The sequence below is a fragment of the Roseibacillus persicicus genome (assembly GCF_014651675.1).
GTDB classification, from domain to species: Bacteria; Verrucomicrobiota; Verrucomicrobiia; order Verrucomicrobiales; family Akkermansiaceae; genus Roseibacillus; species Roseibacillus persicicus.
Map to the genome: position 1 here is coordinate 73,444 of NZ_BMXI01000010.1, position 26,860 is coordinate 100,303.

Genomic DNA, 26,860 nt, shown 5'->3' on the forward strand with positions numbered 1-26,860 from the left:
CTACGTCTCTTCTCAAAAAATCTCGCAGGAGCCGCTCTTTTTATGGCCGAACGACAAAAAGCAGAGCGCGGTGATCGGAGGCTTCGCCCCAGCGAGGATCGTCTACGATGCCGCAGGCCTTGCCATCCAATTTGGACTTCAGGCTTTCAGAGAAAAGAACGTAGTCGAAGCGAGAATAGACGTCCTGATAGTCCCAAAAGTGGGTCCACAATTCACCGCGCGAGTCCTTGAAGTAGAAGTCCGGCATGTGAGTCTTGGAATTGCGCCTCCCACGCACGATGGAGAGGGTTTTCGAGCCAATGGTATCGTTGAAGTCGCCGTAGGCGATGAGCATGGTCTCTGGTTTCTCTCGCAGAATGGCGTCGGCGTGTTCGCGCAGAAGGCGTCCCTCCGCCTGGCGGATCAGCTCTTGGTCCGCATCTTCAATTTCGCGCTTGGACTTCAGGTGGGCTCCGAGGAATCGCAGTTCACTGCCGCCAATATCGACCGTAGCATCCAAGATTCCACGACCAATGACCCGGGACTGACCAGTCAGTTCGAAGCTGAGGTCGCTCTGCGAATCGGTCGCGACAATCGGGTAGCGGGATAGGAGCGCGAGGTGGCGGGTATCGTCGGCTCCGCCGGTGTGTTCATAGTGAGGGAGGTCGATCCCGACATTTTTGAGGCGGGTTTGTAGGTCGAGAAGGTCATCTTCTTTGCCAATCTCACAAATGCCCAGAATGTCCGGCTTTTGGCGGGCAATAATGCCGATCAGGGCGTCGATTTCTTTCTCAGGCTTGGGCAAATACGATTTGCCACGGCGCATCGTCAGATAGTTCTCCAAATTGTAGGACAAAAAGCGAACGGTCTCTTCGCCAGGCGCAGTCTCTGGAGCCGCTTCCTCAGCCTTTTCCACTTGTTCAGTGGGAGAAGCGGCGAGCTCTTTTTCGTCCGGTTTACTGATCCATTTGTCGGTTTGCCCGGACTGTTCCTTGCAGCCAACATTGGAAAAAAGCAAAAAAAACGCCCCAGCCATGAGGGGGGCGTTTTTGAAAAATGGAATCAAGGAAGAGCGCATCTTAGCTTTGGCGAGGTTCGCTTTTTGCTGGAGAATCAGATTTCTTGTCGAGATCCACATCGTCCGCAGCGCGCTTGATTTCGTCCTCGAACTCTTCACGAGCTTTCTTGAATTCGCCCATCGACTTTCCAAGTCCACGTGCAAGTTCAGGAATCTTCTTCGCTCCAAAGAGAAGAAGCACGATCACGAAAATGATCAGAATTTCAGGTCCACCTAGGTTTGGCATGTCGGTAAGTTAGCTGGGGGTTGACCAGCTTGCAAAACAATAAACGGATTCGTGGCGGTGCCCCTTTCAGGCGATTTGGTTTTAGAAAGCCAACTGCTTTCGTTCTTCGCTAGCCTCAACAAGAGGCCGGCGCGAGAATTCGCTCGATCTGCTTGCGGTGCAGGTCTTGGTGAAAGGCGATGAGCCGGAGCCAGTCGAGGGAGGTGAGTTCGCCGAACCACGGGTGATGGTGGGTGGCTTGGGAAGTGAACTCGAACTGTGCAATCTTTTTGGGAGTTTCTTCCAAATACTGTCCAAAGGAGCGCAAGCGGTCCAACCCGATGCCGCCGGACGGCTTGACGTCCTGCGTGCGGACCGGCAAGTCGAGCGGGCGATTGGATTCGAGTTTTTTGATGATGTAGAGCGCAGCCGCGGTGACGATCTGAATGTGCTCGAGGGTTTGCTCGACGGACCAGTTGCGCGAGGAGTCTTCTAATCCAGGCAATCGCTTGATGAGAACCGGCGTGGTGAAGGTCGTCAAATCCAGGTCACTCACGAGCGGGAGAATGGTTTCGCCTGATTTCTTGAAAAGCTCCAGCGAGCGAGATTTGGAGAGTCGCATCTGCAGGACTGGAAAAACCAACCGGCGAATGACGAAGGCTTCTGGTGCTGGCAGGCCTGCGCCGGGCGGGGCGAGGGTGGGTTCGCTCATTGCCAGAGTCTGGCACAGAAAGCGGTCGTTCGGCAAAAAAAATGCGCCCTCGCGTGAGGACGCATTTCTGGAAGGAGCAAATGTTTGCGATGCTATCGGCGTCGACGCAGCATGCCCAGGAAGGCGAGTCCGCCCAAAAGCGCCGTAGAGGGCTCGGGGATGACATTCAGGCGAACATCATCGACTAGAACTCGAGTGCTGCCAGAGGAGTTCCCAAGCCGCATGGTGAGATTGACGGTGCTGTAGGAGCCGGTGGAAATGTAGCTCTCGGAGATGGTGTTTGCTCCGGTGCGTGAGGTTCCGGCAAGAGACCGTGTGGTGAAGGTAATGGCCTGTTCGCTGGCCAGACCACTGTCGAGAGTGAGAGTGGCAGTGGATATGCCGCCGGCGCTGTCGGAGCCCAGCAGATAGGTCAGATCGAAGGCGTCCCCAGCTCCACCAGTGTGATTGATGGTATCTGCAACGAGGTCAATAGTGGCATTGGAGTTTCCGTTTTGAAAAGCCTGCCCGGAGCCTGTGTTGGCGGGCTCGAAGGTCGCGTCATCGAATCCGAAATTACCGTCCAAACCAAAGGCATTGTTTCCTCCACTGTAGGAGACGCGGACAAAGGTCCAGCCGGAGATCGTGATGCTTTGTCCAGTGGTAGGGGTGCCAATCAAAGCTCGATCGCGGGGAATGTTCTCGTTCACCGTAAGAGAGCTCGGATTGGTGGTAGCTCCTCCCGCATAGTTGAAGTCGCCGTTGCCTGCTCCAATTTCTGCCCCGATTAAGACCGCGCCTGACGCTTGGGGTAAGGTGGAGAGGGCGCATAGGGCCACGAAGGCGGTAAGCTGGGACTGGGTTTGTGGTTTTTTTTTCATGGTTTGATGTTTTGTAGGTCGGAGTTCTTGACCCCTGCGCCCGGGAGTGAACCGAGGTGCGCGCTGAAAAAATATTATCTCCAGCGCGAGGGTTAGGATGTCTCCTTCTAAGTAACTGACGTTCAGGTGTTTTTTTGCCCAAATTTCTTGCGGGAGATTTTTTCGTGCCCTGAGAAGTGTGCAAGAAAGATGGAGGAACGGATTTTTCTGGCTGTTAGAAACTCTTGGTCTTTTTTTGGACGATTTCGCTTTTGCGGTGGAGTAGAGAGACGGAGTGAAATTTTTACCAAGAACATTCAGCTGTGGAGCCCTCATCTTGGGGGCGGTATTTTTCGGGGGAGTGCACCAGTCTTTCGGAGAGGTTAAGCCTGGGGATCCATTTGATTATCCTGCCATGGCTTTTTATCCCGAGAGATGGGAGGCCAAGGGGCTGAATGTTCCTATGATTCCGTGGGCCAGTGAACGAGTGACCTTGGTCACTACCGAAGGCGATTTTGATCGCGAGACCTTGACGGCATTTCTTGGCCACTTGGACGACGGCTGGGCGCTCTACGAAAAGTTGACGGCTGGCAAGCCACGGCCGCTGAAGGTTCATGAGGGCAAGCCCACGATTGTCGCTCTGCCTGCCAACGACCTGAGTTGCGGCTATGGCTGTGGTTATGTGGGAGCGACCGGAATTGAGATGACCCGCTTCTACGATGGTCACTATCCGGCTTTGCAGAAGAACCCGAAAGCTGTTCCGCACGCCTACTTCTATGAAATGGGGCGGAATTTCTATACTTTCGGCGACCGGCACTCTTGTTTCACCACCGGTTTCGCGGTCTTTATGCGTTATGTGTGCGTGGAGACCCTCGGGTTGGTCGATAACGACAAGCGGACCAGGGACATCATTGTGGGAGCCGTCGATGGATACGAAAAGAGTGACTTGGACTTCGTTGAGGCATTCACCACCCATGGTGGTCTCTCGGAGAAAGTGAACCGATTGAAGGATGAAAACGGGAAGGCCATTGGTCCCACCGATCAGAATGTGATCTACGCCTCCTTGTTGCTGAAGTTGCGGAAGGAAAATGGCGGGAACGATTGGGTGGCCGCTTTCTTCAAAAATCTGCGAACCATACAACCCGAAAGAGCGAAAGATGGTGATGGCGCCCTGCGGCAGTGTGTTTCGATGTTGGTTTGCTCATCGGTCGCGGCCAAGAAGGACTTGAGCCCGCTCTTCTGTGACCGATATCGTCTGCCCTTGGACGGGGAAGCGAGAGAGGTTTTGTCAAAGGTCGACTGGTCGGCAGGGAAGGCGAATGCGGGGGAGATCATCTCTCTTCTTCCGAAAAAGTATCAACAAGGGGCGAAATAGGGGACGGGCGGCAGTAGTTTTCCCGAACTACACCGACCCATGAAAACCCCTCTATTTCTCATCCTTTCAGCTCTCACCCTTATCCCTGCGGAAGGTCGCTTCCGCGTGGGACCGGAGGTGTTTCCGAGCCTCGAAGCCGCCCGCGACCATGTGCGGAGCCTTCCCAAAACCAGTCCCATCGAGGTTCTGGTAGACGGAGGGAACTACCAGATTGACCGTCCCATCACATTCGGTCCACAAGATAGCGGGACCTCCGACGCCCCGATTACCTACCGTGCGACCGGTCCGGTGACTTTCGGTGGTTCGCAGGCGCTTTCTTTGGAGGGGCTTTCGTTGGTCAAGGAAGAGTCCGAGCTGGCCCGACTTTCCGAAGAAGCCCGTGGAAAGGTCGTGCGATTGCCCATTCGCGACGAGGTAGCGATTCGGACCTTGCAGAAGGCTTCGCCGACTTCTTGTCTTCTAACGCAGGGAGAGGAGCTTCTTCATCTTTCGCGCTTTCCCAACGTGGGCTTCGCTCACGCCAAGGAGCTGTTAGAGGCTGATGAAGGCACCCGCTTTCAGAAAAATCCGGTGATGGGGACTTGGGATGAACCCAAAGGGGCCCTGATCACTCTCCGGGAAAAGCCGGCTGGAAGTTTTTCCCAGTGGGCGAAGGAGTTGGAGGAGAGCCGCAAGGTGATGACCTACGGCTACCTTTCCGCGCAGTGGTATCGCTCCCAGCTACAAGTCCGCTCGGTGGACCCGGCGACGGGGGCCATCCGCTTCGTGCGCCAATCCCGCTACGGATTGGACGAAATGGTGCACAAGTTTCAGTCCCGTCAGGCCTACTATCATCTACTCTGCGAAATCGATGAGCCTGGAGAATGGTACTATGATTCTAGTAGCAAGGCTCTCTACCTTTGGCCGGTCGATGAGATTTCCCCCGAGACCCGTCTCGCCATCAGTGCGGGGAGCGGTTTCCTCCATTTGGAAAATGCCAGTCATCTCAGATTCCTGGGATTCAGCGCGCAAGGCTTCGCCAGTGGTCATATTGTCAAGATTGCGGGCGGAACCGACAATCTGGTTGCGGGCGGTAAGCTCTTCAACTCCACCGCTTCTGCGATTTCCGTGAATGGACAAAACAACACCGTAACCGGCTATGATGTCTTTGACGTCACTCGATTCGTAAGCTTGTCGGGAGGCGTCGCCAGTCCGACTGAGATCACTCCGGCGGGCAATGAGGTCTCGAATTGCCACTTCTATCTCGACGCTCTCAATGGAGTTTCTCCGGCGGCTGGGATTAGTGGAGTGGGGAATGTTTTTCGGAACAACCTGATGCACAATATTCCGGGGCAGGCGATTGTCTTCCGGGGAAATGATCACCTCATTGAGCGCAACGAACTTTTCAACATCGGTTTCGAAGAAGGGGATGGTGCGACCATTTATTCTGGGGCGGAGTTTTGGGGCTATGGGGTGCAGTTGAAGCACAACTTCCTTCATCACATCATGTCGACAGATGGTCTCATGACTCGTTCAGGCATCATGCTCGACGACCATCAGTCAGGAACGGAAGTCATCGAAAACATTTTCTATAAAACCGGGCATGGCTCGCTCGCCATCAACGGGGGCACCGGTCTGAAGGTGTATGGAAACATCTTTCTCCATGGGAACTATGGAGTGTGGGTGCGGATCATTGGGGATTGGAAGGGAAGGGTGAAGAACCTGGCCCGCTTTGACTCGGGGGAGCTGAAGCGTGGTGACAAGCATGATTACATTTGGCGCTGCGAGCAGGTCGTTGGAAAGGAGGGCTGGAATCAGGAGCCTTGGATCAAGTACCCCACCTTCGCCAAAGTGATGAACCAGCCCAATGAGTGGCGTTTTCTTCCAATCGAAAATGATGTGCGCGGCACCTTGGGGCATGGGATGCGCAATCAATTGACCTATCGTCATCCCCAGATTCCAGAGGACCGCTTGCAGTTCCATGATACTCGTGAGATCGAGCCACGGGAGATCTTCGCGGATGTGGACGAGTTGGACTTTTCCTACAGAGGCGAGCGCGAAGATTGGATGCCTGCGATTCCATTTGCGGAAATCGGTTTGGTGGCGGACCAGTATCGCCATGCGGTTCCTGACAAGTCGAAATACCGAAAGCTAGTGAAGGAAAGATTTGAGGAAAGGCCGTCCTCCGAACCACGCGCGAAATACGATTTCGATCACGTCAACGAGACCATCTACTGGAATAGTGGATCTGTCTTGAAAAAGCTCTGAAGAGCAGAGTTGATGAAAAAAGACCGGCTTGTCGCCAAGCCGGTTTCGATGCGAAAGCTCTTAGGCCTTGTTGTCGTCGGGCCTAACGATCGTGGTTACGGTTGTCTGGCTCAGGAGCTCCTTGGTGAAGGCATTGACTTCCTCCAGTGGGATAGACTTCAGTTTTTCCAAGCTTTCCTTCGAGTGCTCCAAGCCCAGCCCGAGAACGCTGTCCAGGGCGGCTTGACGTGCTTGTGAGGAGATCGATTGTTCATCCAAAGCGTGTCCGGAGAGTGCCGCGGTGCGGGAACGTTCCAGCTCCTCGCAGGAGAGGCCTTGTTCGCCAATCTGCTCCAGGGTGGCTACCAACTCGCGGTGGGCGAGGTCGAGTTGATCCGGCGAGGTTCCCAGGTAGGTCGCGAACATCCCGGTTCCTAGTCCATGGAATTGGCTACTAGACACATAGTAGGCCAAGCCCAATTCCTCACGAATACGGGTGAAGAGAGGTCCGGCCATGTTGGAGGTGTGCTCTTGCAAAAGCTCCGCCGCAACCGCTTGAGGAGAATCAAAGGAGAGACCGGGAACCGCCATCGCGAGAACGGCCTGTTCACGGTCAAGTCGGTGGATGTGTTCACCCGCCGCGAAGGGGATCCGTGCGATCTCGGGGGAGAAGGCGAGTTTTTCTCCTTTGGGAATGGCGGCGAGGTTTTCTTCCAAGAGAGCAAGCACCACCTCGTCTTCGGGCAAATCCCCATAAAGCGCCATGACGGTATTCTGGGCGTGGAAGGCCCGCTCGTGATGGGCTATGAGGTCGTCGCGACCGATTCCGGCAACCGATTCTTCCAAGCCGAGCTTGGGGATACCGTAATGCTGTTCGCCAAAGAGATGCTTCCGCAGGTGGTAGAATGCCATGCGGGCGGGATCTTCCTTGGCCTCTTGAATCGCTGCGATCTGAGCTGCCTTTTCCCGTTCGAGGGCTTCGGCGGGGAAGAGGGGCTGGCAGAGGCTTTCCCCTGTCAGCGAAAGGAAATCCGGCAAGTCCATACTGAGACAGAAACCCGAGAGGATGGAGGTGTTGTTGCCGGTTGAGAGCCTGAGCTTGGCACCCAGTGATTCCAGTGAGCGGTTGAACTCAAGGGCGCTCTGCTTGCTCGTGCCCTTCAGAAAGTTGCTGGCATGAAGCTGCCCCAAGCCTGCCTTGGACATGGTTTCGCTCGGAAGGCCGGCTAGGAAGGGGCTTTGTAAGAAGACTGCCGGAATCCGCTTGTCACGCTTTAGCAGGACTCGCAGGCCATTGCTGAGAGTGTGTTCCGAGATTGGCTCGGCGGCCGCGCCGGTGATGACGTGGAGATCGCGTTCGAGTTCTTTTTCAGGATCCAGGGATGTGACCGTGAGGAGTTCTTCGCGGAGATATTTGCGGGCTACGTTCTTCAGGTCGGCAAGGGTGACCTTCGAAAGAGCGGTGAGGTAATCGCGGGTCAGATCCAAGTTGCGGCCTTCGTGCCAGTTGGAGCCCAAGTCTGATGCCCGCCCCGAGGCCGTGGTGAGTGAACGGAACTGGGCAGCCGCGATTTGGCGAAACGCCTTCGAGAGATCCGCTTCGGTTAGATTCTCGATCATCGCTGGCAATTCGGCGAGAATCTCCTCCTCGGTCTGGTCCCGCTTTTCCAAATCGACTTCTGCCGAGATGGCAAAGAGCCCGGGCGGGTCCTTGGGGGTCCAAGCCCAAATCCCGATGTGGTGGGTGAGACCGCTTTCCTCGCGGAAGCGCTGATAGAGCGGACTGGAAACCCCGCCGCCGACTGCCTGGGCGAGGAGTTCCAAGGCCGGACACTCGGGATCGGCACTGGTCGGAATGGGCCAGGAAAGGGTGAGGTGGGAGACTGCGGTTGAGAAGGTCTTCCGTTCCGTGCGACGACCTAGCGCGCGGACTTCGGTGGCGTCATGGAACTCGTCCACCGGCAGATTGGGGATATCCGAGGTGAGCTCGGTGAGCTTTTCCAGAATCGCTTCGGTTTCAAAGTTACCAGAGAGAACGAGGAAGGCGTTGGACGGGCGATAGCGCGCGGCATGGTAGGCCACCATCTCGGTGTGGGTGATGGAATTGAAGCGGTCGAGATGCCCGATGACAGGGAAGCGCCGGTGATCGTGTTGGAAGGCGGTGGAGAAGAGCAGCTGGGAGGCCACGCTATCGGGGTCGTCGAGCCCCATATCGATCTCGCGTCGGATGACATCTTTCTCGGTTTCGAAGTCTTCCAGAGGGAAGGTGGGAAAGAAGACGAGTTCGGTGAGGGCCTGGAGGAAAAACTCCGTCGAGCTATCCGGTCCATCGATGTAGTAGACGGTGCGGTCGAATGAGGTGTAGGCATTCCAGTGTCCGCCCTTTTCCTGCACGGATTGGGCGAGAGTCGCACAATCAAAGGACTTGGTGCCTTTGAAGACCATGTGCTCCAGTAGGTGGGAGATTCCTCCGCCCGCGTGCTGACGCTCCCGGCGGGAGCCTGCTTCGATCCAGATTTGGGCCGAGACGACTGGCGCGCTGGCATTGGGATCGAGGATTACGGTCAGGCCGCATGGCAGAGTATGGCGGGTGGCGGAAGTGGCGGGAAAGGTCATGGAGGATCTTGGTGGGCGGGAGGCTGGACGACTTCCGGACGAAATTGAAGCCGTTTTCTTGCCGCGCTCGGCAAAGGAATCGCTTTACCTCAGGTTGGGGCCGGCCTTAAAACAATTCCGTGAAGGCATTTATCGCGTTTGTTGTTCTACTGCTGCTGGTTCTCGGTGGAGTGGGAGGCTATCTATTCTTGGGAAAGATGAACCGGATTGAACCTCGCGGGGTGGGCCTGACTCTTTCCAATCCCATTCCATCCGAGGAGATCGAGTTTCAAAAGCAGCGCTATAACGAAATTCTGGATCGCGATGAGGTTTTGCTGAATACCGTTACGAAGCATGGCTTGAAAGACTACTACGGGGTTGCCAGTGATGAGAAAGCGCTCGAACTGTTTCGCGATGACTCTTTCATCGAACTGCCCGGAGGAAAGAATCTCCATGTCTTGTTCCGTGGCAAGCGTTCGACACGGAAAGAGCGTGAATCGGCAACGCGCACTCTGGCGGAAGACTTCGTGAAAGCCGCCCAACTGATGGGGAACTAGACGGGGGAAGCCCTAACCCTTCTTATCAGGCCTCCGTCGTGAGCGAGCCGACAAGTTGAGCGGTACTCCGGGGTGGGGGTAGCGTTCGCGAATCTGGTTTTCCAAATACTGGGAGTAGTTGTCGGAAAGCAGCCTTTTGTCGTTCACGAACAAAATGATCTCCGGAACGGGAATCGCGCGGTATTTATCGTTCACGGCCGGGGTCGCATATAGGATCTTGAGTCGCTTCTTCAGCGACTTGTTCTGCGGTGGAGCGTTCTTGAGCAGGGCATCTCCGAGTAGACGATTGAGCTGTCCGGTGGTGATGTGCTTCTGGGCCTCGCGGCGGATCTCGTTGATCATCTTGAAGACCAGACCGAGGGACTGGTTCTTCATTGCGGAGACACAGGTGAAGGGCGCGTAGTGGAGAAAGAAAAGTTCGCGTTTGATGTGGTCGGTCGCCTTTTCCAAGCGCTCGTGCTTGGGGAGGTCGGGGTGATAGAGGTCCCACTTGTTGGCCACAATCAGGCAGGGCTTGTTTTCCTTCTGGATGGTGCTCGCGATTTTGCGGTCCATGGCCGTGATGCCGGCATCCAGATCGATGACCAGGAGGCAAAGGTCGGCCCGTCGGATAGAGCGCTCGCTGCGCATGGCGGAAAAGACTTCGACCGAGGTGTCCATCTTCGACCGCTGCCGCAGTCCGGCGGTGTCGATTAGGGTGTGGCGTTCGCCGTCGCGCGAGTAGGGGATGTCTACTGCGTCGCGGGTGGTGCCGGCGATGTCCGAGACGATGGTGCGCTCGTCTTTCAAAATGGCATTGATCAGCGAGGATTTGCCCGCATTAGGCCGTCCTACCACGGCGATCTTGAGTCCATCGCGTTCGGTGGATTCCGCAACTTCCTCGATCTTCTCCTGGATGGGGGAAAGGTGTTCGTCGACTAGATCGGCGAGGGCCTGAATATTACGTCCATGCTCGGCCGAGGTCCGGAGACCGGTTCCGAAGCCCAAGCGTGCGAATTCGCTGCCGTCGTCTTCTTGGGCGTCGGTGTCGGACTTGTTGATGATCAGCTCGATGGGAGTTTGGGTTTTGCGCAAGACCCGCCCGAGAGCTTCGTCGACCGAGGTCAAGCCCGAGCGGGCGTCGACGACGAAGAGAATGAGGTCCGCCGAAGCCATCGCCAATTCCGCCTCGGTCTGCACGGCATCGGAGAATGAGGCATCAGCGCCTTCACCGATTCCGCCGGTATCAATCAGCTCGCAGGGAGTCTGTGGCAGAGAAGCCGGCGCAGAAATGCGGTCCCGCGTCACACCCGGTTGGTTATGGACGATCGCGATCCGGCGACCAGCCAAGCGGTTGAAGAGGGCGGATTTGCCGACGTTGGGTCGGCCTACGATAGCAACAGTGAGCACGGTGGGAGAGGGGTTGGGGCCATGGAGCGGCCGGACCCCTAGCCTTTATCAAGGAAGACTCTTTTGTCGAACCTTTTACCGAGAGCCCCCGCCAATCACTCTTCGCATAGTTTCGCGAGAAAGCGGGAAGCAGCGCTCCGGACCGCGGAGTCGGATCCGTTGTAGTGGTTGATGAGGAGGGCAAAGGCAAATCTCTTGTTCGACTCGGTTTTCAGATAACCCGCCCAGGCCCTTACGCGTTCCATCGAGCCGGATTTGGCCATGACGCGTCCTTCCGCAGCGGTTCCCCGGCCAAAGCCACGCATGGTGCCCGTGCGGCCCGCAATGGGAAGAGAGGCTCGAAAGGTGGCGGCGTGCTCGGACTCATTGGTGAGCTTGAGAATCGCTGCCACCTGTCGCGCGGTGAGGGTGTTTTGTGGCGAAAGTCCGGAGCCGTCGTGGGCGAGGAAGCCAGTGAGGTCCACTCCCTGCTCTTTCCAATGGGTATGGAGGGCCTTCTGTGAGGACGTGGTCTTTCCCTCTGGGGTCAGCGCTTTGAATAGGCACTCCGCGTTCAAGTTGACGCTCTTCATGTTGGTCGGGACGATGATTTTCGCGAGAGAGGGGCTTTCCACCGCGAGCAAAAGGTCCTCTTCCTTTGGGGCTGTTCCCCGCTTCACTTCGATGTCATTGACGGGAAAGTCTTTCTTTTTCAGATAGGAGCGAAAGGCCGAAAGGCAGGAGAGCGCCGGATTGGGGAGGGAGCCCTTGATGGAAAACTGACCACCTGCGGGAACTGTCCCGCGGAGGGTGATGAGGTCGCGCTCCGGACCACTGTAGGCGTAGCCTTGGTCGCCGCTGCCGCTGGTTCCGGTCTTCATGTGGTTCCGGAAGGTCACCCGGGGCGGCCGGGGATAGGCCGAGAGCATCTTCGCTTCCTGTCCCACTTCGCCAGGCTGGAATGTGATCTCGAAGCTGTTTCGGTGAAAGCATAGTCCACAGGCGCCAGCCCCGTAGTAGTTGCCGATATCTCCCCAGAGCCACTGATTGGGGGTGGTGCAGTCTTCAAAGAAAGAAGGGTCGGCGATGAGCGAGCCTTCAATGCTGGTCATTCCGGCATCTAACAGGGCTTGGTGCCAGGCGGGGAACTCGGCGTCGAGACTGGTGGAAGCCAGCAAGGGGTCGCCCCCACCCATGATGATGACATCGTCGCCCGAGCGATAGAGTTTGGTGACGAAGCGGTAGTCCGGACCCAAAATTTGCAGGGCGGTCGCGGTAGTGATCGCTTTTTGCACCGACGCCGGGGTTAGGGCCTGATCGGGATTGTGCAGAACCTCGGACAAGGGATCTTCTCCTTCTTCCGGGGGATCCAGGGGGACCATGGCGAAGCCAACCGAAGCCGTCTTGAGGGCAGGCGACTTCAGAAAGTCATCCAGCGGTTCCGCGGCGCCGATTCCGTTGAGAGCGAACGAGGCGATGAATCCTAAAAGTCTATTCATGGTTGGATGGCGCTTTGCGGATGAGGGTGAGCCCCAACTGGAAGTAGGAGACCCCGGACCAGATGGTGAAGATGGAGGCGAGGACCGCAGGATAGAGAGGTGAAAAGGGGACCCACTTCAGCATCACCCAACCCAGCGCGATCATTTGGGTCACGGTGCAGACCTTGCCCGACCAGTGAGGCTTGATTTGAACGCCGGTTTGGTAGTGGTGGAGAATCCAGAGTCCCCCGACGATGATGATGTCGCGCACGACTACGAGCACAATGAACCATACCGGCAAGCGCCATCCTTCCGGTCCCCATGGAAAGACTGCCAAGGTCGTCAAGGCGAAGAGCAAGAGGCACTTGTCGGCCAAGGGATCGAGGAAGGCACCGAGCTTCGAGAATTGCTTGAGCTTTCGCGCGAGATAACCGTCGAGGGCATCGGAAACCGAGGCGATGATGAAGATGGCTACAGCAGACCAACGCAGAGTTTCGTCCGCCGCTCCATCCTTAACACTCAGGCTGTAGCAAATGGCCAGAGCGACGAAAAACGGAATACACAGAAGCCGAAAGATGGTGATGTAGGTGGGAATGGTCACCGGGAGAAGTGGTAAGGGGCGGAGCGAAATTCCTGCTCAATATGTCGATGAAAGCGAGGGAGGACAAGAGCGGGCTTTAGCCAAAGAGCTCGGGTTTCCCATGCTCCGGAGCGGAGGAGTAAGGGAAGTAGCTTGTCCAACGAGATACTCGATTCAGTCGCGGGAACCCCGGTTGACAAACACGCGGGCACCAGGCTTGTCGACGAGGTAAGCATAGGCCCACTGGAGCAAGACAAAGAGTTTTGCCCGGAATCCCACGAGGAAAGCCACGTGCACCAGAAGCCAAGAAATCCAAGCGAAAAGGCCTTTCATTCGGATTCGTTGGGTTTGCATCACCGCGACGTTCTTGCCGATGATGGCCATCGTGCCTTTGTCCCAATAGGCGAACTTCGGACGGAGAGAAACCTTGCGACCGGCGTGGGTGGTGGTCTCGAGCCGGGCCTCCTCTTTCAGGAGCTTGGCGATGTGCTTGCCCGCTTGGGCGGCGGCCGGGGACAGCCCCGGGACCTGCACTCCGTTCTTGTCCACCAGGTTGATGATATCTCCGGCCGCGAAAAGGTCGGGGTGACCGGGGATGGAAAGGTCGGGTTTGACCGAGATTCGGCCGCCGCGATCGGTCTCGACACCGATTTGCCTCGTGAGGTCGTTGGCCTGCACTCCGGCGGCCCAGATGATGGTCTCCGCCTCGATCCAATTGTCGTCCGATACCAGAGGAGAGCTGGAGCCCTCGTTGAGGTGGGCGCGGCCGGGTTGAATATCATCCACGCGCGGCCCCAGCAAGATCTCCACCCCGAGGTCTTGAAGGCGGTGTTTTGCATAGGCCGAGAGCTGGGGGTCGAAGGGCTTGAGCAACCGATCGCCGGATTGAACGAGAATGATGTTGAGCTCGGCGGGGTCGATGTTGCGAAAGTCAGAGCGCATGGCGCGACGCACCAGGTCGGAAAAGGCACCGGCCAACTCAACGCCCGTGGGACCGCCTCCGACTAGGAGGATGGTCATCAGGCGTCGTCGTTCGGCCAGATCGGTCGTGATCTCGGCACGTTCCAGAGCGGAGAGGACCCGCGCCCGAATGCGATGGGCATCTCCGAGGCTTTTGAGTCCAATGGTGTGTTCGGCCCATTCGTCTTTCCCGAAAAAAGAGGTCCTCGCCCCACAGGCCAGCACGAGATAGTCGAAGGGGTATTCCCGCCGGTCGGAATAGGCGATCTTGGCATCGGGATCGACCTTGTTGATCGAATCCATGAGGACCTTCACGTTCTCAGCTTTGGACAGAATGCCCCGCAGCGAACGGGCAATGTCCGGGGCGGCGAGGGAGGTGGTCGCCACCTGATAGAGCAGGGGCTGGAAGAGGTGATGGTTCTCGCGATCGATGAGGGTGACGCGAAATCGCGGGTCATCAGCCAGCTTTTGGGCACAGGCGAGTCCGGCAAAACCGCCACCGATGATGAGAATTTGTTTAGGGCCAGGCACGGCGGAGCATAACGTATTTTGAGAAGAAAGAAAGGGCCTGTCGTCGCACCCGTCCTGATGGCTGATTCTAGATGGCTTCCTCGACTGCGTTGATCACGGAGGAGGCTTGGGGAGGGTGCAGTAAAATCGTGCGGAGGATGCCGCGGAGGTTCCAATCCTTCACCAGAACATCACGCGCGAGATAATCCAGGAGCGCGGGGTCGGCAGGGACCTGCCACGGGTCGGAGATGTCTTTCTCGGGCAAGAGGTTCACTCCGTGAATCATTTGATAGAGCCGCGCGGCCATTACGCGGGGGGTGATTGGGTTGCGATCGTCAAAGAGCCATTGCGCGAAACCCAGGCGGTCGGGGTCCGCCGTGAGAGGGAGTGGGTAGAAGGGCAAGGTGGGACGAACTTCAGGGGAGGGAGTCGCCTCGGCCACGGGCACCAGGAGGGCGGTGTCTTGCAATGTCGCCACCTCATTGGAGGCCGAAACCGCTCGTTGGCGGTTGCTTCGGGCGGCCTGACTCTTGCTACGCAGATAGTAGTTGAAGAGCAGGTCCTCGCGCGGAAATTCGTCCCTCACCGCCTCCAGCAGGGCGCGGCCATCCCGGAGGTGCGCGATTTCGATTTCACTCAAGACATCGCGATAGACTTGTAGCTCGTCGATAACGGTGGGGGCAAGTTCCTCCATCGCCGGGAACTGAAAGCGCATTTCACCGCCCTTGGCTCGTGCGATGCCGTAGAGCTCGTCGTGCACGATGGTCAGGGGAATCGGCTTGGCATCGATCCAGAGCTGCAGTCCCTTTGCCTGCCGGGAGCCGTCGTATCCGATTGCCAAGTGATGCCAGTGGCCCGGCTGAGGCAGAGTGAGGGCGTCGACGGCCAGGCAGTTGGTGGCCGAGCCTTTTAGCAGCGCGATCTCGAGGCCCCGGGTCGAGATATCCAGGCGAAACCCTACTGGAGCACCCTGTTCTGTCTGAGCCGAAAAAAGAGCAGTGGGGTGCTCGGGCAAGTGCGAGAGCTTGAGAAAAAACGAAAGCAGGAAGGCCTGGGCCGAGGCCAGGGGGAGACCTTCAAAGACTGCTGGGGCCGCCAGCCCCATTCCTTGCACCCCTTCCGCAAGAGCGAAGGGGGCTCGCAGTCTCGCCACGGGAGCAGGACTGTGGTCACCGGGCTCCGCTTCATCGAAGGCGAAAGCCACCGCGAGGTCGGGAATCTCGACCGCAGGCGTTTCTTCCGCAAACCACGCGGCAAAGTTCGCGGTTGCAGTTTCCGGGGCGGTCTCTGTGGCCGCCCACGCATCGGGCTCTTTGGTGAGAGCCTCTTTGAGCGCTTCGCGTTGTATCGGGGTGTGCACGGGGAGGAAGGGGGGATTGGCAATCTCGCCCCGGGCAGCAGGAGGGAAGTCGGGTAGGAACAGCGGCAAAGTCTCACTCGCATTGGCCCAGAGATCATTGGGGCTGTCAGGTCGGGTCAGGTCGATTGCCAGGAGACCGTGCGCAACCCGTGCCGCGAGGGAATCAAGGCCCGCACGATGGGGCAGGCGGACCCAAGCGGTCGCGATCGTTCCCTGCTGGCCAGCTTCCGAAATCAGGTCGCCCGCTAAAGAATCGGTGAAGAAGTCGTTGAGGGAAAAGCTGGGGTTGCTGATTTGCGTCTCCAGCCAACGCAGATAGGGCGCGAAAGGTCCTTTCGGTGAAACCGGGCTGGCACCCGATAGGAGCAAGAGACGGGTTCCGAAGTTTTGACCGAAGTCGCGGTGGCGCATCATGCTGTCGATCAGGTCGCCCCGTGCCGGCTGGTGCTGCTTGCAGTATGCCATTTCCGCAGCGGTGGCCTCGCGCCCAAAGAGAGAACGGGCGAGAAAGGCCAGCTCGCTGTCGGTTACGGGTTCGCCGGGTTTGAGAGAGGGAGGAATCAGGGAGGTGGAGGGGTCGGTCAGCGGAAGGGCCGCCCAGTGACCCTCCGTGGGAGTACCTTGCTTGATCCAGCGCCACAGGATTGCCTGCTCGCTATTGGGAAGCGCCACGGGATGGTTCTCGACGATCTTTTCCCAGAGGCGGGACTTTTTCGGGCTATTGTCGCTGGTCACCGAAGCGACTCCCGACGGCCGATCCAGGCGGAGCCCGCCATCTGCTCTTTCTGCCCCATGGCACTGGAGACACTCGCGGGTGAGCAGCGGCCGGATGTGTTGATTGAAGGAGATGGTCTGCGGGACCGAGGGATCTCCGGCCCACGGGTCTTTCTCCCGACAGGAGGTCAGGCAGAGCAGACTGAGTAAGAATAACCAACGCACGGAAAGAGAGGGAAGCAGGCTCGGGCCGGGGAGAGAAGGGGGCTTTGAGTCAGTGTGTCCGCTTGGTCTCAACGAAAAAACCTCCCCCAGCGTGAGCCAGAGGAGGTTTTTTTGAGAAATGACAAGAGTGGGAAGCCCCTTACTCCTTGTCGGGGGCCAGAGAGTGAACTTCCTCTTCAGCGGGGACCTCGGCCGGGGCCTCGGTTGCTGCAGGCTTGGCTTCCTCTTGGGCCTGTGGTTGGGGGGAGTCTCCTCCCTCTACCTTCTTCTTCGCTCCATCATTGGGTCCCTTGGAGCGTGCTCCATTGACGATGAGCTTGCGTCCCATGAAGGGCTGGTCATGGAGGACCTCCACCGCGCGTTCGGCTTCTTCCATATTGGCCATGTTGACAAAGCCGTAGCCCTTGGACTTGTGGGTGTGGCGGTTGTAGACCAATTCCACTTTCCGCACCGATCCTACGCCTTTGAAGAGTTCTTCCAGATCATACTCGGTGGTGTCATAGGACAGATTGCCCACGTAGAGTCGGGGAGTCTCCACCTTGGTGGGGGGCGCCGGCTTGCGCTCGCGACGAGGCTTTTGACCGCTCTTCTTGGCGGTGCCGCCTTTTTGGTCGACCCGTCCGCCGCCTGCCACGCGTCCGGACTTCTTAGCTGCGGTTTTTTTCGCGGGGCCGCGCTGGTTGCCTCCGGCGGGCTTTGCGGTTGGCTCCTTGTAGATACCGATCGCTTTCAGGATTTTCTGCCAAAAGGTCAGCGGTTTGGGCTTTGCGCGGCGACCTCGGGAGGGCTGCAGCTCATTGCGCTGTTGGCTCGGGCTTCGGTCTCCTCCGCCATTCCCACCGCCGCCATTGCGATTGCGGTTCTTTCCGTTTCCGTTGCGGCCGTTGCCATTGCGGTTGCGTTGACCTCCATTCCCGCCACTGCGGTTTCGGTTCCGGTTCCCGCCATTGCGGTTCCGACTGTTTCGATTTTCGTTTTGTTCAGACATTGTCTTGTTTCGGTTCGTTCGTTCGAACCGGGAAGACTGCCTCAGGACAAGCTAGGAAAAGGCGTAGCCGTCGAATCCCCACTGGCCCCGGATGCCCCACAGGACCTCCGGGTGCGGTTCTTTCGGCGGAAGAATTTCCAGAAAATTGGCAGCGATCCCGGCGAACGGATCGTGGGTATGTCGTTGACCTATTGGGTGCGAATCCAGCAGTTCCCGCTGCGACTTTCTCCCCGACTGGGGGCGCGGGCATCCTGACAGATAGAAACGACTCCAGCGGAGCAAAAGTGCTTGGGTAGTCGTTATTTTGCATCAATCTTAGTCTTCCGACAGCGCGACGCTAGGCCAAGAACGCTCACCCGGCAAGGGTGTAATCGGCGCGGGGAGGCATCATTTTTCTTGCGAAAAAATGCTGGTAACCTTGCATTCGCCCCGATGAAAAAAGTTTTTCAAGTGTGCACATTGGGACTGCTGGCCCTCTTGACCTGCAGCTGTGCCGGCCTGGGTGGAAGCAGAATGGGGGGCGGACCGGACTCCGGTGGCGAGGCCTACATTGCGGTGGAGGCTCACTCGGGGAAAATCCTAGCCAACCGGAATTCCCGTGCCACCCGTTCGGTGGCGAGTCTCAGTCAAGTCGCCACTGCGGTTGTCGCCTTCGATTGGTCCACCGCGACGGGAATCAGCCTGGCGCAACAAGCGATCGTGCCTCCGGATGTCGCCACTTTGACCGGCCCCAACCCGATGGGCCTGCAACCCGGTGACCAGATTGCTCTGCGCGACGCCCTTTATTCCATGCTGATGGGCTCGGATACCGCCTCTGCTCAGACCGTAGCCGTCTTCATTGGCAACGAGCTTCAGCAGAGACGTGGTTCTCGCTACGGTTCCGTCAGTGGGACCTTCGTCAATGAGATGAATGAGCTCGCCCGCGCTCTGGGCATGTCCCGCACCCGCTTTGCCAACGCCCACGGCAGCGACGGGGGAACCTCAACTGCCGAGGACATGGCTCGCCTCGCCATCTATGCCATGCGTCATCCTGGCATGGCCTTTTACACCAAGCAAAAGTCCCGTCAGATCGGATTTCAGCGGGCCGGGCAGGCGGTTAGCTTTCGGGTCTCCAACACCAATCAACTGGTTGGCACGCAGCGTATCGATGGACTGAAGGCAGGCCAAACCCCACTCTCGGGACCCTGCATCATGATTTCCGCCGAACGGGATTCCATTGTGGAAAAGCTTCCCGATGGACAAGCACGCATCACTCCGCAACGAATGATCGTCGTAGTGCTCAACAGTGCTGAGCGCGAAGGGCGGGCGCTAGGGCTGCTCAACGCCGGCTGGGCTGGTTATGATCAGTGGCGCACGATGGGGGGCGCTGCCATCAGTCAACCAGAAGAAATCCTTTCCGTACCCAATCTTCAATGATTGGATGCGGTCTCACACCAAACTTTTACACAAAATAGCAAAACATGCGCATTGGAATTCTAAATAGCGGAGGCGACTGCCCTGGGTTGAACGCGGTCATTCACGGAGTCGTTGGAGCTGCCAGCGAGAGAGGTTGGGAAACGGTTGGATTCCGTGACGGCTTCGAAGGTCTTTTGCCTCCCGGCGACTTCAAGTTTCTCAAACGTTCCGACACCGCTGGCATCCTGAAGCTGGGCGGAACCATTCTTGGGACCACCAACAAGGGTAACTTTGCGGCGAAAGTCGGTGCCGGCGATGTCGCCAAAGTGCCGCAAGAAATCATTGATAAGGCCAAGAAGACCCTCGACCAGCTCGAAATCGGGGCCCTTGTCATTGTGGGGGGGGACGGCTCTCTCACGACCGCGCATCAGCTCTTCGAAGATGGCTGGCCCGTTATCGGCGTGCCCAAAACCATTGATAACGACCTACAGGCCACGGCGATGACCTTCGGTTTTGACAGTGCCGTGACTTCCGTCGTGGATGGGCTCGACCGTCTCAACACCACTGCCTCCAGCCACAAGCGCGTCATGGTCCTCGAGGTCATGGGTCGTCATGCCGGTTGGATCGCCCTTTGGGGTGGCATGGCTGGCGGTGCGGACGTGGTCCTTCTTCCCGAGATGCCCTTCAGCATGGAGAAGGTCGCCGACTTCATCAAGCTACGCGAAGCTCAGGGTCATCACAGCTCCCTCATAGTGGTAGCCGAAGGAGCCAAGATGCCCGAAGGCCTAATTGCCAAGGAGAACGAGCACGGCGGCGAACTCCGGCTCGGTGGAATTGGAGCCATGGTTGCCGAACAAGTGGAAAAATTGACCGGCAAAGAGACCCGCTCCTGCACCCTCGGACACCTCCAGCGGGGCGGGGGACCAACCGCTCTCGACCGCATCCTCGGATTGCGTTTCGGCGTGATGGCAGTGAAGCTCGCCAGCGAAGGCAACTTCGGCCAAATGGTGAGTTATCAATCCTACCACGTGGGCTCCGTCCCCATCCTGGACGCCGTGCACAAAATCCGGACCGTTGACCCCGACGGCGAGGTCGTCAACGCTGCCAAGGCGATCGGCATCTGCTTCGGTCAATAGGCGAAACCCAATCTTTCGCCAGAAATCATTTCCAAGGCCGACGGATTCACCCCGCGGCCTTTTTTGTGCACTCCAGTCTCAACCAAATGAGTGGGGGAGTGGTGCCGAACAATGCAAAATACCAAAGGGTCTGTGGCAAAGGCTTACTGGCGCTTGACTGGAATGAAAGCAGTGGTAGGGGTGACAAAGGCGCGCTGAGTTGATGAGATTGAGTGGGCTGGAATGTCATTCAAGATGCAGCTGAAAATTCAATCGAGAACCAGTCTCCTAGTATCACTATGTTCGTAGAGGAACCAACTATAGATTTATTCGTGCGCGGATTTGCCCTTACTGCGTTGGGGATGCTCTGGGTGGTCGTCTTGGTGCGAATCAATGGACTGAGGTCGTTTTCGAAGATGACCAACTTTGATTTTGTGATGACTGTGGCGGTTGGGTCTTTGCTTGCAGGGGCAAGCCAGTCGACGAGTTGGGAATCCTTCGGCCAAATCTGTGCCGCGATGACCGGTCTCTTTCTCGTTCAATATACAACCGCTCGCCTCCGGCAAGCTTCCGACCGCTTCGAAAACCTGATGCAGAACGAACCAGTCATTTTGATGCGTGATGGTCAAATTATTGAAGAGGCTCTTTCCCGGACCCGGGTGGCGCGAAGTGACTTGTTCGCAAAACTCCGTGAAGCGAATGTGCTCAATCTGTCCAAAGTTCGAGCTGTGGTTCTCGAAACAACAGGAGACATCTCTGTTCTTCATGGAGATGAGTGTGCGGAGAACCTCTTGTCTGGAACCAAGCGCATCGACCAATAGGACTCGGTTGCCATGATGGGCGAATGAGAGTTTTCTGATGAATAGTGCCGACAGTTCATGTGGTCTACTCCGTTTTAGAGTCAATGAATGCTCAAGAAATTGTTTTTGCGCAGTGCCTCTGTCTCCCTGGATTCTTGTTTGATGGCTGTCGGTCGGATGTGACTGCAAATGAGATGTCCGAAATGCTGGTTGGGGGAGTTTCCGCAAAGGTGAGAGAATACGAACTCTTGTGTGGTGAACTTCCTTCCGAGGAAGATGGTTTGTCGGCCTTAGTGACGAGACCAGAATCCTTGGCTGAGGATGCGAAATGGATGCAGCTGTATCCTGAAGTTCCCACAGACCCTTGGGGTGCGCCTGTTAGGTATTTTGTCGATGAGGAGCTTCCACAAGGATTTGGAGTCTATGTCTGTGGTCGCGATGGAATCACTCGTTCGAGGGGGAACGACCCGGATGACAGCAACAATTGGGACTAAGTGGGTCCCCGATGATGGGGTGGAGTTGCGACGGTCTCCCGGCAACGGGAAATACGAACTGGTAACGTGGCTTCAAGCGGCGACTGGGCTCCCAGTCACGGTGGAGACCAACCCGGGCTAGCCCTTGTGGTGTTTCATTTCGAAGATCGGATTTTCTGCCTCAGCCTGCTTTGTTGCTGAGGAAGGGGTGATTGTTCTTCTGCAGTTGTGCGGACCACCCGGGGCTGTTCTTTCGAGCTATGCTGACTTGGAATTGGGGACGTTACGATAAAGGTAGGTGCCCTTTTATTGAATCAATTCTGCTTTGCCGTAGACGCTGACGACTTCCACGCCGCGTGCTTCGATGACTTCTTTGGCGCCTTCCTGACGGTCGACGAGGATGAGGACGAAGGCGACTTTGCCTCCTTCGGCTTCAATTGCGTCCATGGCCTTGATAGTGGAGCCGCCGGTAGTAGCGGTGTCTTCTACTAGAATGATAGTATCTCCCGAATTGAAGTTGCCTTCGACTCGTTTGCCGGTGCCGTATTTCTTGGCTTCCTTTCTTACCGAGAACATTTGGAGAGGATTGTTCTGGCGGGAGGACTCCATGGCGATGGCGAGAGAAATAGGATCGGCACCCATGGTCATGCCTCCGATGGCAACCGGCTTTTCAGAGAGTTCGGCAATCATTTCCGTCACTGCAGCATAGCCGACTTCACCGACGAGAATGGCTCCGCGGCAGTCCATGGTGGTGACCCGGCAGTCCACATAGAAGTCACTCTTTTTACCGGAGGCGAGGGTGAAGTCACCGGTTCGGATGGATTTTTTTTGGAGAATGGCTTTGAGCTCGTCGCGTGCGGTCATGGGGCCAGTCAATCGTTCGGTCTGGGCGAGGGCCAACAAAATTTTCGGTCGGGAGACGAATTTTGTTTGAGGCCGGCGGCGGGGGCGCGGGTTGCTTCTGGATGAAGTCGGGCTAGTCTTGGACATGGCTGAAATCTCGATTGTCATTCCGGCGCACAATGAGGAGCGCTTTCTCCCGAAGTGTCTGGCGGCCTTTCGCAGAGCAGAGGCTTATGCCGGGATCTCGATTGAAGTGATTGTGGTGCTCAACCGTTGCAGCGACGGCACTGCCAAGTTGGCGGAAAAGGCTGGCGCGGTCTTGGTCCATGAAGATGAGGCGAATTTATCGAAGATACGAAATGCGGGGGCGGCGGTTGCGTCGGCTCCGGTGCTCTTGACTTGTGATGCCGATAGCGTGCCGCACGAGCGGGTTCTGGCGGTCATCTTGCGCCGGCTCCAGTCAGGGAAAGTGGTCGGGGGAGGGTGTCTCACCTTGCCGGAGCGTTGGTCGCTGGGGATTGTCTGCAGTGTGGGTGCGGTGATGCCGTATTTGATTTGGCATGGGGTGTCCTTTGGTTTGTTCTGGTGTCGCACCGAGGACTTTCGGGCGATTGGAGGCTTCAATGAAGCGCTGGCGTCCATTGAGGATCTGGATTTCGCCAAGCGCTTGAAAGCTTTGGGGAAGCAAAGGGGGCAAAGATTTGGGACTGTGCTGCGGGCTCCTTTGGTGACCTCGTGTCGCAAATTTGATCAGTTTGGCGACTGGTATCTCTTCCTGAATCCGCGTTTCGTGTGGAGGGTATTTCGAGGGACGGATCGCGCGGCAGCGGATCAGTTCTGGTATGAGGTGGGGAGGTAGGGCTCTGTTAGAGAGGACCCTCGGCCCACTTCAGGTCACGGGGCTCGGCGGCGAGGTCGGGCCAGATGGCCTTGGTCAAGAGCATGGACCCGGTGACTGTGATGATGGTAACGAGAATAACGGCCAGAAAGGGCATTACGAGCTTGGCTGCAAAGCGGAGACCACCGAGAAAGCCCTTTTCATCCTCATCTTTTTCCAGAACGCGGATTCGAATCTGGTTTTGAACAATCGCAGAAATCAGACCAATGAAGAGGCCGGCAATTCCCAAGAGGGGCCAGGCCCACCATGGCGCACGAAAGGTATAGCCGCCAGCGACAGCTCCTCCCAACCCTGCGATTAGGGTGAGGACAACAGCGACATTCAGACTACTCACGGTGGGGAGCCTAAGGAAATTGAGAAAATAGCGGTAGATCCTTTTCTGCCATGACTGTTTCAGACACCAAAAAAACCGATCAACGGACGGGCCGCTGATCGGTTGGAGATCTGAGGGAGGGCGAGACTATGCTTCGCTGAGCGCGGCTACGCCTGGGAGTTCCTTGCCTTCGAGGAGTTCGAGGCTGGCACCGCCTCCGGTCGAAATGAAGGTCATGTCGTCCGCAACGCCGAACTTGACCGCGGCCGTAACCGAGTCCCCGCCACCGACGATGCTGAGGGAGTCGCTAGCAGCCACTGCTTCAGCAAGCTCCTTGGTTCCGTTGGCGAAGCTGTCGATTTCGAAGACGCCCATTGGACCGTTCCAGAGAATGGTTTTGGCTTCGGCGACCACTTTCTTGAATTCCTCAATCGCGACCGAACCGATATCGATTCCTTCCCAGTCGTCGGGGATTTCTCCGCCTTCGGCATAGGGGGCGATGTTCTTGGTCTCGGCCCCGTTCTTGAATTCCTGGGTGATGAGGGTGTCGGCGGGGAGGAGGAACTTGACGCCTTTTTCCTCGGCCTTCTTCAGAATGTCAAGGGCGAGCTCCTGCTTGTCGTCTTCCACGAGGCTCATGCCTACCTTGTGGCCCTGGGCCTTGCGGAAGGTGTAGGCCATGGCGCCACCGATGAGGAAGGTGTCGGCCTTGTCGAGCAGGGCGGTGATGACCTGAATCTTGTCGCTGACTTTAGCTCCGCCCATGATGACGAGGAGGGGACGCTCCGGGTTGCCGACCTTGCCGACGAGGTATTCGAGCTCACGCTCCATGAGGAAGCCCATGGCGCTCTGGCTGACGTGGTGGGTGACGCCCTCGGTTGAGGCGTGGGCGCGGTGAGCGGTGCCGAATGCGTCATTGACGAACACTTCGGCGGTTGCGGCGAGGGCTTCGGCGAAAGAAGCGTCATTGTCGGTCTCAGCCGCGTGGAAGCGGGTGTTTTCCAAAAGGAGGATGTCGCCATTGCCGAGGGCGGCGCGAGCGCTGGTGGCAGCTTCGCCAATGCAGTCGCTGGCGAAAGCAACCTCGCAACCGAGCAACTCGCTCAGGCGGGTGGCGACGGGCTGGAGAGAATACTTGCTGTTCGGCTCACCCTTGGGGCGACCCATGTGCGAGCAGAGGACCAGCTTGACTCCCATTTCCTTGAGATGCTGGATGGAAGGGAGGGCGGCCCGAATGCGGGTGTCGTCCGTGATCTCACCAGCATCATTCAAAGGGACGTTGAAATCTGCCCGCATCAAAACTTCCTTTCCTGCCGCGTCTAGATCGCGAATCGATAGTTTGTTCATCAGGGCGTGGTATCGCCCCAGCTCCGCCTGACTGTCAAGAGTGGGTTCGTTTCAAACCGGTCGTCGGTTAGGAACTCCTTAATATTACGTGGTCTTCATGGTTTGAACATCCGTTGTTCAATCTGATTGTGATGACCCAGCTTTGTCGATTTAGTGTCATTTAATGTTACCTCAATTTGCAGACTATCTGGAAGTGTTCGGCTCCGATGAGCGCTTTTTCGTCTTTGCAAGTTCGTCCTTTGTTCTCGCCCTGGTGATTTGCCTGTTTCTGAAAGGGGCGTGTCCTGCCACTCGGCTGCTTTTGCTCAGTGCTGCTTTCTTGATCGCTTTCGCCTTTGTGGTCCTGGCTCCTCTGGCCGCCCTATCCACCGTTCAGCAGACTGCAGAGCTGAGTCCGGTGAATTTGAATTTTAACTTTGGCTTTTTGGCCCTCGGGCTGGGATTGATGCTGAAGTTCCGCGACCTGCCCAAGAGCAAAACCCCAACCCCCGTAGAAAACGACTAATGGAACATCTTTTGAATTCGGGTAACCTCGCTGGTATCTGTGGGCTCCTGCTGATGGTGGGAGTTGGTTTTCGCCTGGTGCGGCATGGGCATCGGGGAGGGTGGTTCCTATCGATGGGCGCGAGTTTGATTTGTTTCTCCATTATCTTCCGCCTCTATCTGGAGCCACTTTTGGAGAAGCCTTTGCATCTCACCTTCGGGCGTTCGTTGATTACCATCGTCACGATGACTCCGACGATGACCCTTTCGCTGGGATTCATTCTGATTCCGCTGGGGCTCCTAATGGTGGCGGCCCGGCAACAGGCTGAGCAGAAGATGATCCCGGTGCGGAACCGCTACTCGGAGAAGTAGTCGGTGAGGACCTGCTTGCGGTGCTCGAAGATTGCGAGGGTCCTGGGTTTGACGAATAGGGCTTTCACCGGAGCGGAAAAGGGCTCGAACGGAGCCTTCCAATGAACCTCGTCGCGAATGAGAACCCCTCCCTCGGTCTCTTCGAATGAATGACGATGGTGCCAGAAGCGATAGGGGCCGAAGCGTTGCTCATCGACAAAAGAAAAGCCCTCGTCCACCGCTTTGATCTCGGTGACCCAAGGGATGGCGAGGAAAGGAGCGAGCTGGAGGCGGTGAATAATGATTGCGCCAGGGTAAATGGCACCGTCGGGACAGCTGGCGGTTGAAAAGCCGAGTTCGTCAGGGGTGATCTTGTCGAGATTGAGCGGGTGGGAGAAAAATTCCCAAGCTTCGGCACGGGAGATGGGGAGAAACTGTTCCTGAACGATGTGTTCCATGGTGAGGCAGTCTCGCCCTGAAACGCTGAAATGCAACGACTACCATTTCTCCTGCAAGAGGATGGGGGGGAGCTCCGGGGACTCGCAGAGCTCCAATAGAAAGGATACAGGATTGGCGTGTGTGGGCGGCACGAGTGTGGGGGCGAGGTCGCGGAGGGGAAAAAGTACGAAAAGTCGTTCGTGGAGTCGGGGGTGGGGCAGGGTCAGTTCACTTGTCGCACGGATTTCCTCGTCGCAGATCAGTAAATCGATGTCGACTGGGCGGGGGGAGTTGCGGGCCCGTGTATCTTGGGATTCGCGACCTAGTTCTTGTTCGATTTCCTGGCTCTTCGTGAGAAGTTCCTCGGGAGAGAGAGCGGTCTCAAAGGCGATTGCGGTGTTGAGAAAGGCTGGGGAATCAGGAGGGCAGTCGAAGGGATCGGTTTCGTAGAGACCTGCTGATTGGATCGGGTTGAGCGCGAGGGAAGACAGGAGTTCTCGAGCTTGCCGCAGGTTGGCAAGCCGGTCGCCAAGATTGGAGCCGAGGGCGAGGAAGACTTTCATAGCGGATTCGGAGCGTGGCTTTGTAAGCCGCTGGGGTTGATATCGTGAGTGGGGTGGTGGAGACGTGGGTCTGAAGCTTAGAAGAGGTCTGT

The 26,860-nt window shown here is 57.2% G+C and carries 26 protein-coding genes; 10 read left to right on the forward strand and 16 right to left on the reverse strand.

Features of this window, described 5'->3' with window-relative positions; genetic code table 11:
- Positions 1-40: 40 nt before the first annotated feature.
- From IE099_RS12345 to IE099_RS12360, 4 genes are all read right to left on the reverse strand, one after another.
- Positions 41-1,015, reverse strand: coding sequence for an endonuclease/exonuclease/phosphatase family protein (locus tag IE099_RS12345; protein WP_189570263.1), 975 nt, complete (start codon positions 1,013-1,015; stop codon positions 41-43).
- Between the two features lie 43 nt (positions 1,016-1,058).
- Entirely contained in the window at positions 1,059-1,283 is a 225-nt protein-coding gene (locus IE099_RS12350; protein WP_189570265.1) for a Sec-independent protein translocase subunit TatA/TatB, read from the reverse strand.
- 115 nt (positions 1,284-1,398) lie between these two features.
- A complete protein-coding gene (locus tag IE099_RS12355; protein ID WP_189570267.1) occupies positions 1,399-1,974 on the reverse strand; it encodes a DinB family protein in 576 nt (191 codons plus the stop codon).
- Positions 1,975-2,066: 92 nt separating this feature from the next.
- Positions 2,067-2,834, reverse strand: a complete 768-nt coding sequence (locus IE099_RS12360) for a PEP-CTERM sorting domain-containing protein (RefSeq protein ID WP_189570269.1) — start codon at positions 2,832-2,834, stop codon at positions 2,067-2,069.
- Between the two features lie 394 nt (positions 2,835-3,228).
- Between IE099_RS12360 and IE099_RS12365 the strand changes: the two genes are divergently transcribed.
- Both IE099_RS12365 and IE099_RS12370 read left to right on the forward strand, forming a co-directional pair.
- Entirely contained in the window at positions 3,229-4,188 is a 960-nt protein-coding gene (locus IE099_RS12365) for a calcium-binding protein (protein WP_189570271.1), read from the forward strand.
- 39 nt (positions 4,189-4,227) lie between these two features.
- Positions 4,228-6,435 (forward strand): right-handed parallel beta-helix repeat-containing protein, encoded by a 2,208-nt coding sequence (locus tag IE099_RS12370; RefSeq protein WP_189570273.1) that lies wholly within the window; start codon positions 4,228-4,230, stop codon positions 6,433-6,435.
- A 60-nt stretch (positions 6,436-6,495) separates the two neighbouring features.
- Here the strand turns inward: IE099_RS12370 and IE099_RS12375 are convergent, their stop codons facing one another.
- Positions 6,496-9,030 (reverse strand): M16 family metallopeptidase, encoded by a 2,535-nt coding sequence (locus tag IE099_RS12375; protein ID WP_189570275.1) that lies wholly within the window; start codon positions 9,028-9,030, stop codon positions 6,496-6,498.
- Between the two features lie 119 nt (positions 9,031-9,149).
- On the opposite strand from IE099_RS12375, the gene IE099_RS12380 reads away from it, so the two are divergent.
- Complete coding sequence (locus tag IE099_RS12380; RefSeq protein ID WP_189570277.1) at positions 9,150-9,566, forward strand: hypothetical protein; 417 nt, start codon at positions 9,150-9,152, stop codon at positions 9,564-9,566.
- Positions 9,567-9,578: 12 nt separating this feature from the next.
- On the opposite strand, the gene der is transcribed toward IE099_RS12380, so the two are convergent.
- From der to IE099_RS12410, 6 genes are all read right to left on the reverse strand, one after another.
- Positions 9,579-10,955, reverse strand: coding sequence for a ribosome biogenesis GTPase Der (gene der / locus IE099_RS12385; RefSeq protein WP_189570279.1), 1,377 nt, complete (start codon positions 10,953-10,955; stop codon positions 9,579-9,581).
- A 95-nt stretch (positions 10,956-11,050) separates the two neighbouring features.
- Positions 11,051-12,433, reverse strand: a complete 1,383-nt coding sequence (gene dacB, locus IE099_RS12390) for a D-alanyl-D-alanine carboxypeptidase/D-alanyl-D-alanine endopeptidase (RefSeq protein ID WP_189570281.1) — start codon at positions 12,431-12,433, stop codon at positions 11,051-11,053.
- Positions 12,426-13,013: a CDP-diacylglycerol--glycerol-3-phosphate 3-phosphatidyltransferase gene (pgsA, locus tag IE099_RS12395; RefSeq protein WP_189570283.1), complete on the reverse strand. Its 588-nt coding sequence runs from the start codon at positions 13,011-13,013 to the stop codon at positions 12,426-12,428. Before pgsA ends, dacB begins: the two co-directional genes overlap by 8 nt.
- A gap of 153 nt (positions 13,014-13,166) precedes the next feature.
- A complete protein-coding gene (locus IE099_RS12400; RefSeq protein ID WP_189570284.1) occupies positions 13,167-14,483 on the reverse strand; it encodes an NAD(P)/FAD-dependent oxidoreductase in 1,317 nt (438 codons plus the stop codon).
- 67 nt (positions 14,484-14,550) lie between these two features.
- The gene (locus IE099_RS12405) at positions 14,551-16,761 is read right to left on the reverse strand and encodes a DUF1553 domain-containing protein (protein ID WP_189570286.1); all 2,211 of its coding nucleotides are present in this window, start codon (positions 16,759-16,761) and stop codon (positions 14,551-14,553) included.
- Positions 16,762-16,900: 139 nt separating this feature from the next.
- A complete protein-coding gene (locus IE099_RS12410) occupies positions 16,901-17,749 on the reverse strand; it encodes an RNA recognition motif domain-containing protein (protein ID WP_189570289.1) in 849 nt (282 codons plus the stop codon).
- Positions 17,750-18,181: 432 nt separating this feature from the next.
- Here IE099_RS12410 and IE099_RS12415 point away from each other — a divergent pair, with 432 nt between their 5' ends.
- From IE099_RS12415 to IE099_RS12430, 4 genes are all read left to right on the forward strand, one after another.
- Positions 18,182-19,165 (forward strand): D-alanyl-D-alanine carboxypeptidase family protein, encoded by a 984-nt coding sequence (locus IE099_RS12415; RefSeq protein WP_189570291.1) that lies wholly within the window; start codon positions 18,182-18,184, stop codon positions 19,163-19,165.
- Positions 19,166-19,209: 44 nt separating this feature from the next.
- The gene (locus IE099_RS12420) at positions 19,210-20,280 is read left to right on the forward strand and encodes a 6-phosphofructokinase (RefSeq protein WP_189570293.1); all 1,071 of its coding nucleotides are present in this window, start codon (positions 19,210-19,212) and stop codon (positions 20,278-20,280) included.
- A 278-nt stretch (positions 20,281-20,558) separates the two neighbouring features.
- Positions 20,559-21,080, forward strand: a complete 522-nt coding sequence (locus IE099_RS12425) for a YetF domain-containing protein (RefSeq protein ID WP_189570295.1) — start codon at positions 20,559-20,561, stop codon at positions 21,078-21,080.
- Positions 21,081-21,163: 83 nt separating this feature from the next.
- The gene (locus tag IE099_RS12430) at positions 21,164-21,553 is read left to right on the forward strand and encodes a type II secretion system protein GspG (protein WP_194598389.1); all 390 of its coding nucleotides are present in this window, start codon (positions 21,164-21,166) and stop codon (positions 21,551-21,553) included.
- Between the two features lie 285 nt (positions 21,554-21,838).
- Here IE099_RS12430 and pyrE read toward each other — a convergent pair whose 3' ends face one another.
- Positions 21,839-22,396 carry an orotate phosphoribosyltransferase gene (gene pyrE, locus IE099_RS12435; protein WP_189570299.1) on the reverse strand — a complete coding sequence of 186 codons (558 nt, stop codon included), beginning with the start codon at positions 22,394-22,396 and terminating at the stop codon, positions 21,839-21,841.
- A gap of 124 nt (positions 22,397-22,520) precedes the next feature.
- Here pyrE and IE099_RS12440 point away from each other — a divergent pair, with 124 nt between their 5' ends.
- Positions 22,521-23,234, forward strand: a complete 714-nt coding sequence (locus IE099_RS12440) for a glycosyltransferase (protein ID WP_189570302.1) — start codon at positions 22,521-22,523, stop codon at positions 23,232-23,234.
- Positions 23,235-23,241: 7 nt separating this feature from the next.
- Here IE099_RS12440 and IE099_RS12445 read toward each other — a convergent pair whose 3' ends face one another.
- Positions 23,242-23,607: a hypothetical protein gene (locus tag IE099_RS12445; RefSeq protein ID WP_189570304.1), complete on the reverse strand. Its 366-nt coding sequence runs from the start codon at positions 23,605-23,607 to the stop codon at positions 23,242-23,244.
- Positions 23,608-23,733: 126 nt separating this feature from the next.
- Positions 23,734-24,933 carry a phosphoglycerate kinase gene (locus IE099_RS12450; protein ID WP_189570306.1) on the reverse strand — a complete coding sequence of 400 codons (1,200 nt, stop codon included), beginning with the start codon at positions 24,931-24,933 and terminating at the stop codon, positions 23,734-23,736.
- 163 nt (positions 24,934-25,096) lie between these two features.
- Between IE099_RS12450 and IE099_RS12455 the strand changes: the two genes are divergently transcribed.
- Positions 25,097-25,438, forward strand: coding sequence for a hypothetical protein (locus IE099_RS12455; protein ID WP_189570308.1), 342 nt, complete (start codon positions 25,097-25,099; stop codon positions 25,436-25,438).
- Positions 25,438-25,788 carry a hypothetical protein gene (locus tag IE099_RS12460; protein WP_189570310.1) on the forward strand — a complete coding sequence of 117 codons (351 nt, stop codon included), beginning with the start codon at positions 25,438-25,440 and terminating at the stop codon, positions 25,786-25,788. Before IE099_RS12455 ends, IE099_RS12460 begins: the two co-directional genes overlap by 1 nt.
- On the opposite strand, the gene IE099_RS12465 is transcribed toward IE099_RS12460, so the two are convergent.
- Both IE099_RS12465 and folK read right to left on the reverse strand, forming a co-directional pair.
- Positions 25,773-26,225 (reverse strand): SRPBCC family protein, encoded by a 453-nt coding sequence (locus IE099_RS12465; RefSeq protein ID WP_189570312.1) that lies wholly within the window; start codon positions 26,223-26,225, stop codon positions 25,773-25,775. The two genes, IE099_RS12460 and IE099_RS12465, sit on opposite strands and share 16 nt — an antisense overlap.
- A 39-nt stretch (positions 26,226-26,264) precedes the next feature.
- Positions 26,265-26,768, reverse strand: a complete 504-nt coding sequence (gene folK / locus IE099_RS12470) for a 2-amino-4-hydroxy-6-hydroxymethyldihydropteridine diphosphokinase (protein ID WP_189570314.1) — start codon at positions 26,766-26,768, stop codon at positions 26,265-26,267.
- Positions 26,769-26,860 lie beyond the last annotated feature (92 nt).

What these genes read in the sequence shown, in the direction of transcription:
- IE099_RS12345 (WP_189570263.1), bottom strand. Translation starts at nt 1,015, where the DNA reads ATGGCTGGGGCGTTTTTTTTGCTTTTTTCCAATGTTGGCTGCAAGGAA.
- IE099_RS12350 (WP_189570265.1), bottom strand. Translation starts at nt 1,283, where the DNA reads ATGCCAAACCTAGGTGGACCTGAAATTCTGATCATTTTCGTGATCGTG.
- IE099_RS12355 (WP_189570267.1), bottom strand. Translation starts at nt 1,974, where the DNA reads ATGAGCGAACCCACCCTCGCCCCGCCCGGCGCAGGCCTGCCAGCACCA.
- IE099_RS12360 (WP_189570269.1), bottom strand. Translation starts at nt 2,834, where the DNA reads ATGAAAAAAAAACCACAAACCCAGTCCCAGCTTACCGCCTTCGTGGCC.
- IE099_RS12365 (WP_189570271.1), top strand. Translation starts at nt 3,229, where the DNA reads ATGGCTTTTTATCCCGAGAGATGGGAGGCCAAGGGGCTGAATGTTCCT.
- IE099_RS12370 (WP_189570273.1), top strand. Translation starts at nt 4,228, where the DNA reads ATGAAAACCCCTCTATTTCTCATCCTTTCAGCTCTCACCCTTATCCCT.
- IE099_RS12375 (WP_189570275.1), bottom strand. Translation starts at nt 9,030, where the DNA reads ATGACCTTTCCCGCCACTTCCGCCACCCGCCATACTCTGCCATGCGGC.
- dacB (WP_189570281.1), bottom strand. Translation starts at nt 12,433, where the DNA reads ATGAATAGACTTTTAGGATTCATCGCCTCGTTCGCTCTCAACGGAATC.
- IE099_RS12410 (WP_189570289.1), bottom strand. Translation starts at nt 17,749, where the DNA reads ATGTCTGAACAAAACGAAAATCGAAACAGTCGGAACCGCAATGGCGGG.
- IE099_RS12415 (WP_189570291.1), top strand. Translation starts at nt 18,182, where the DNA reads ATGAAAAAAGTTTTTCAAGTGTGCACATTGGGACTGCTGGCCCTCTTG.
- IE099_RS12420 (WP_189570293.1), top strand. Translation starts at nt 19,210, where the DNA reads ATGCGCATTGGAATTCTAAATAGCGGAGGCGACTGCCCTGGGTTGAAC.
- IE099_RS12425 (WP_189570295.1), top strand. Translation starts at nt 20,559, where the DNA reads ATGTTCGTAGAGGAACCAACTATAGATTTATTCGTGCGCGGATTTGCC.
- IE099_RS12430 (WP_194598389.1), top strand. Translation starts at nt 21,164, where the DNA reads ATGAATGCTCAAGAAATTGTTTTTGCGCAGTGCCTCTGTCTCCCTGGA.
- pyrE (WP_189570299.1), bottom strand. Translation starts at nt 22,396, where the DNA reads ATGACCGCACGCGACGAGCTCAAAGCCATTCTCCAAAAAAAATCCATC.
- IE099_RS12440 (WP_189570302.1), top strand. Translation starts at nt 22,521, where the DNA reads ATGGCTGAAATCTCGATTGTCATTCCGGCGCACAATGAGGAGCGCTTT.
- IE099_RS12450 (WP_189570306.1), bottom strand. Translation starts at nt 24,933, where the DNA reads ATGAACAAACTATCGATTCGCGATCTAGACGCGGCAGGAAAGGAAGTT.
- IE099_RS12455 (WP_189570308.1), top strand. Translation starts at nt 25,097, where the DNA reads ATGTTACCTCAATTTGCAGACTATCTGGAAGTGTTCGGCTCCGATGAG.
- IE099_RS12460 (WP_189570310.1), top strand. Translation starts at nt 25,438, where the DNA reads ATGGAACATCTTTTGAATTCGGGTAACCTCGCTGGTATCTGTGGGCTC.
- IE099_RS12465 (WP_189570312.1), bottom strand. Translation starts at nt 26,225, where the DNA reads ATGGAACACATCGTTCAGGAACAGTTTCTCCCCATCTCCCGTGCCGAA.
- folK (WP_189570314.1), bottom strand. Translation starts at nt 26,768, where the DNA reads ATGAAAGTCTTCCTCGCCCTCGGCTCCAATCTTGGCGACCGGCTTGCC.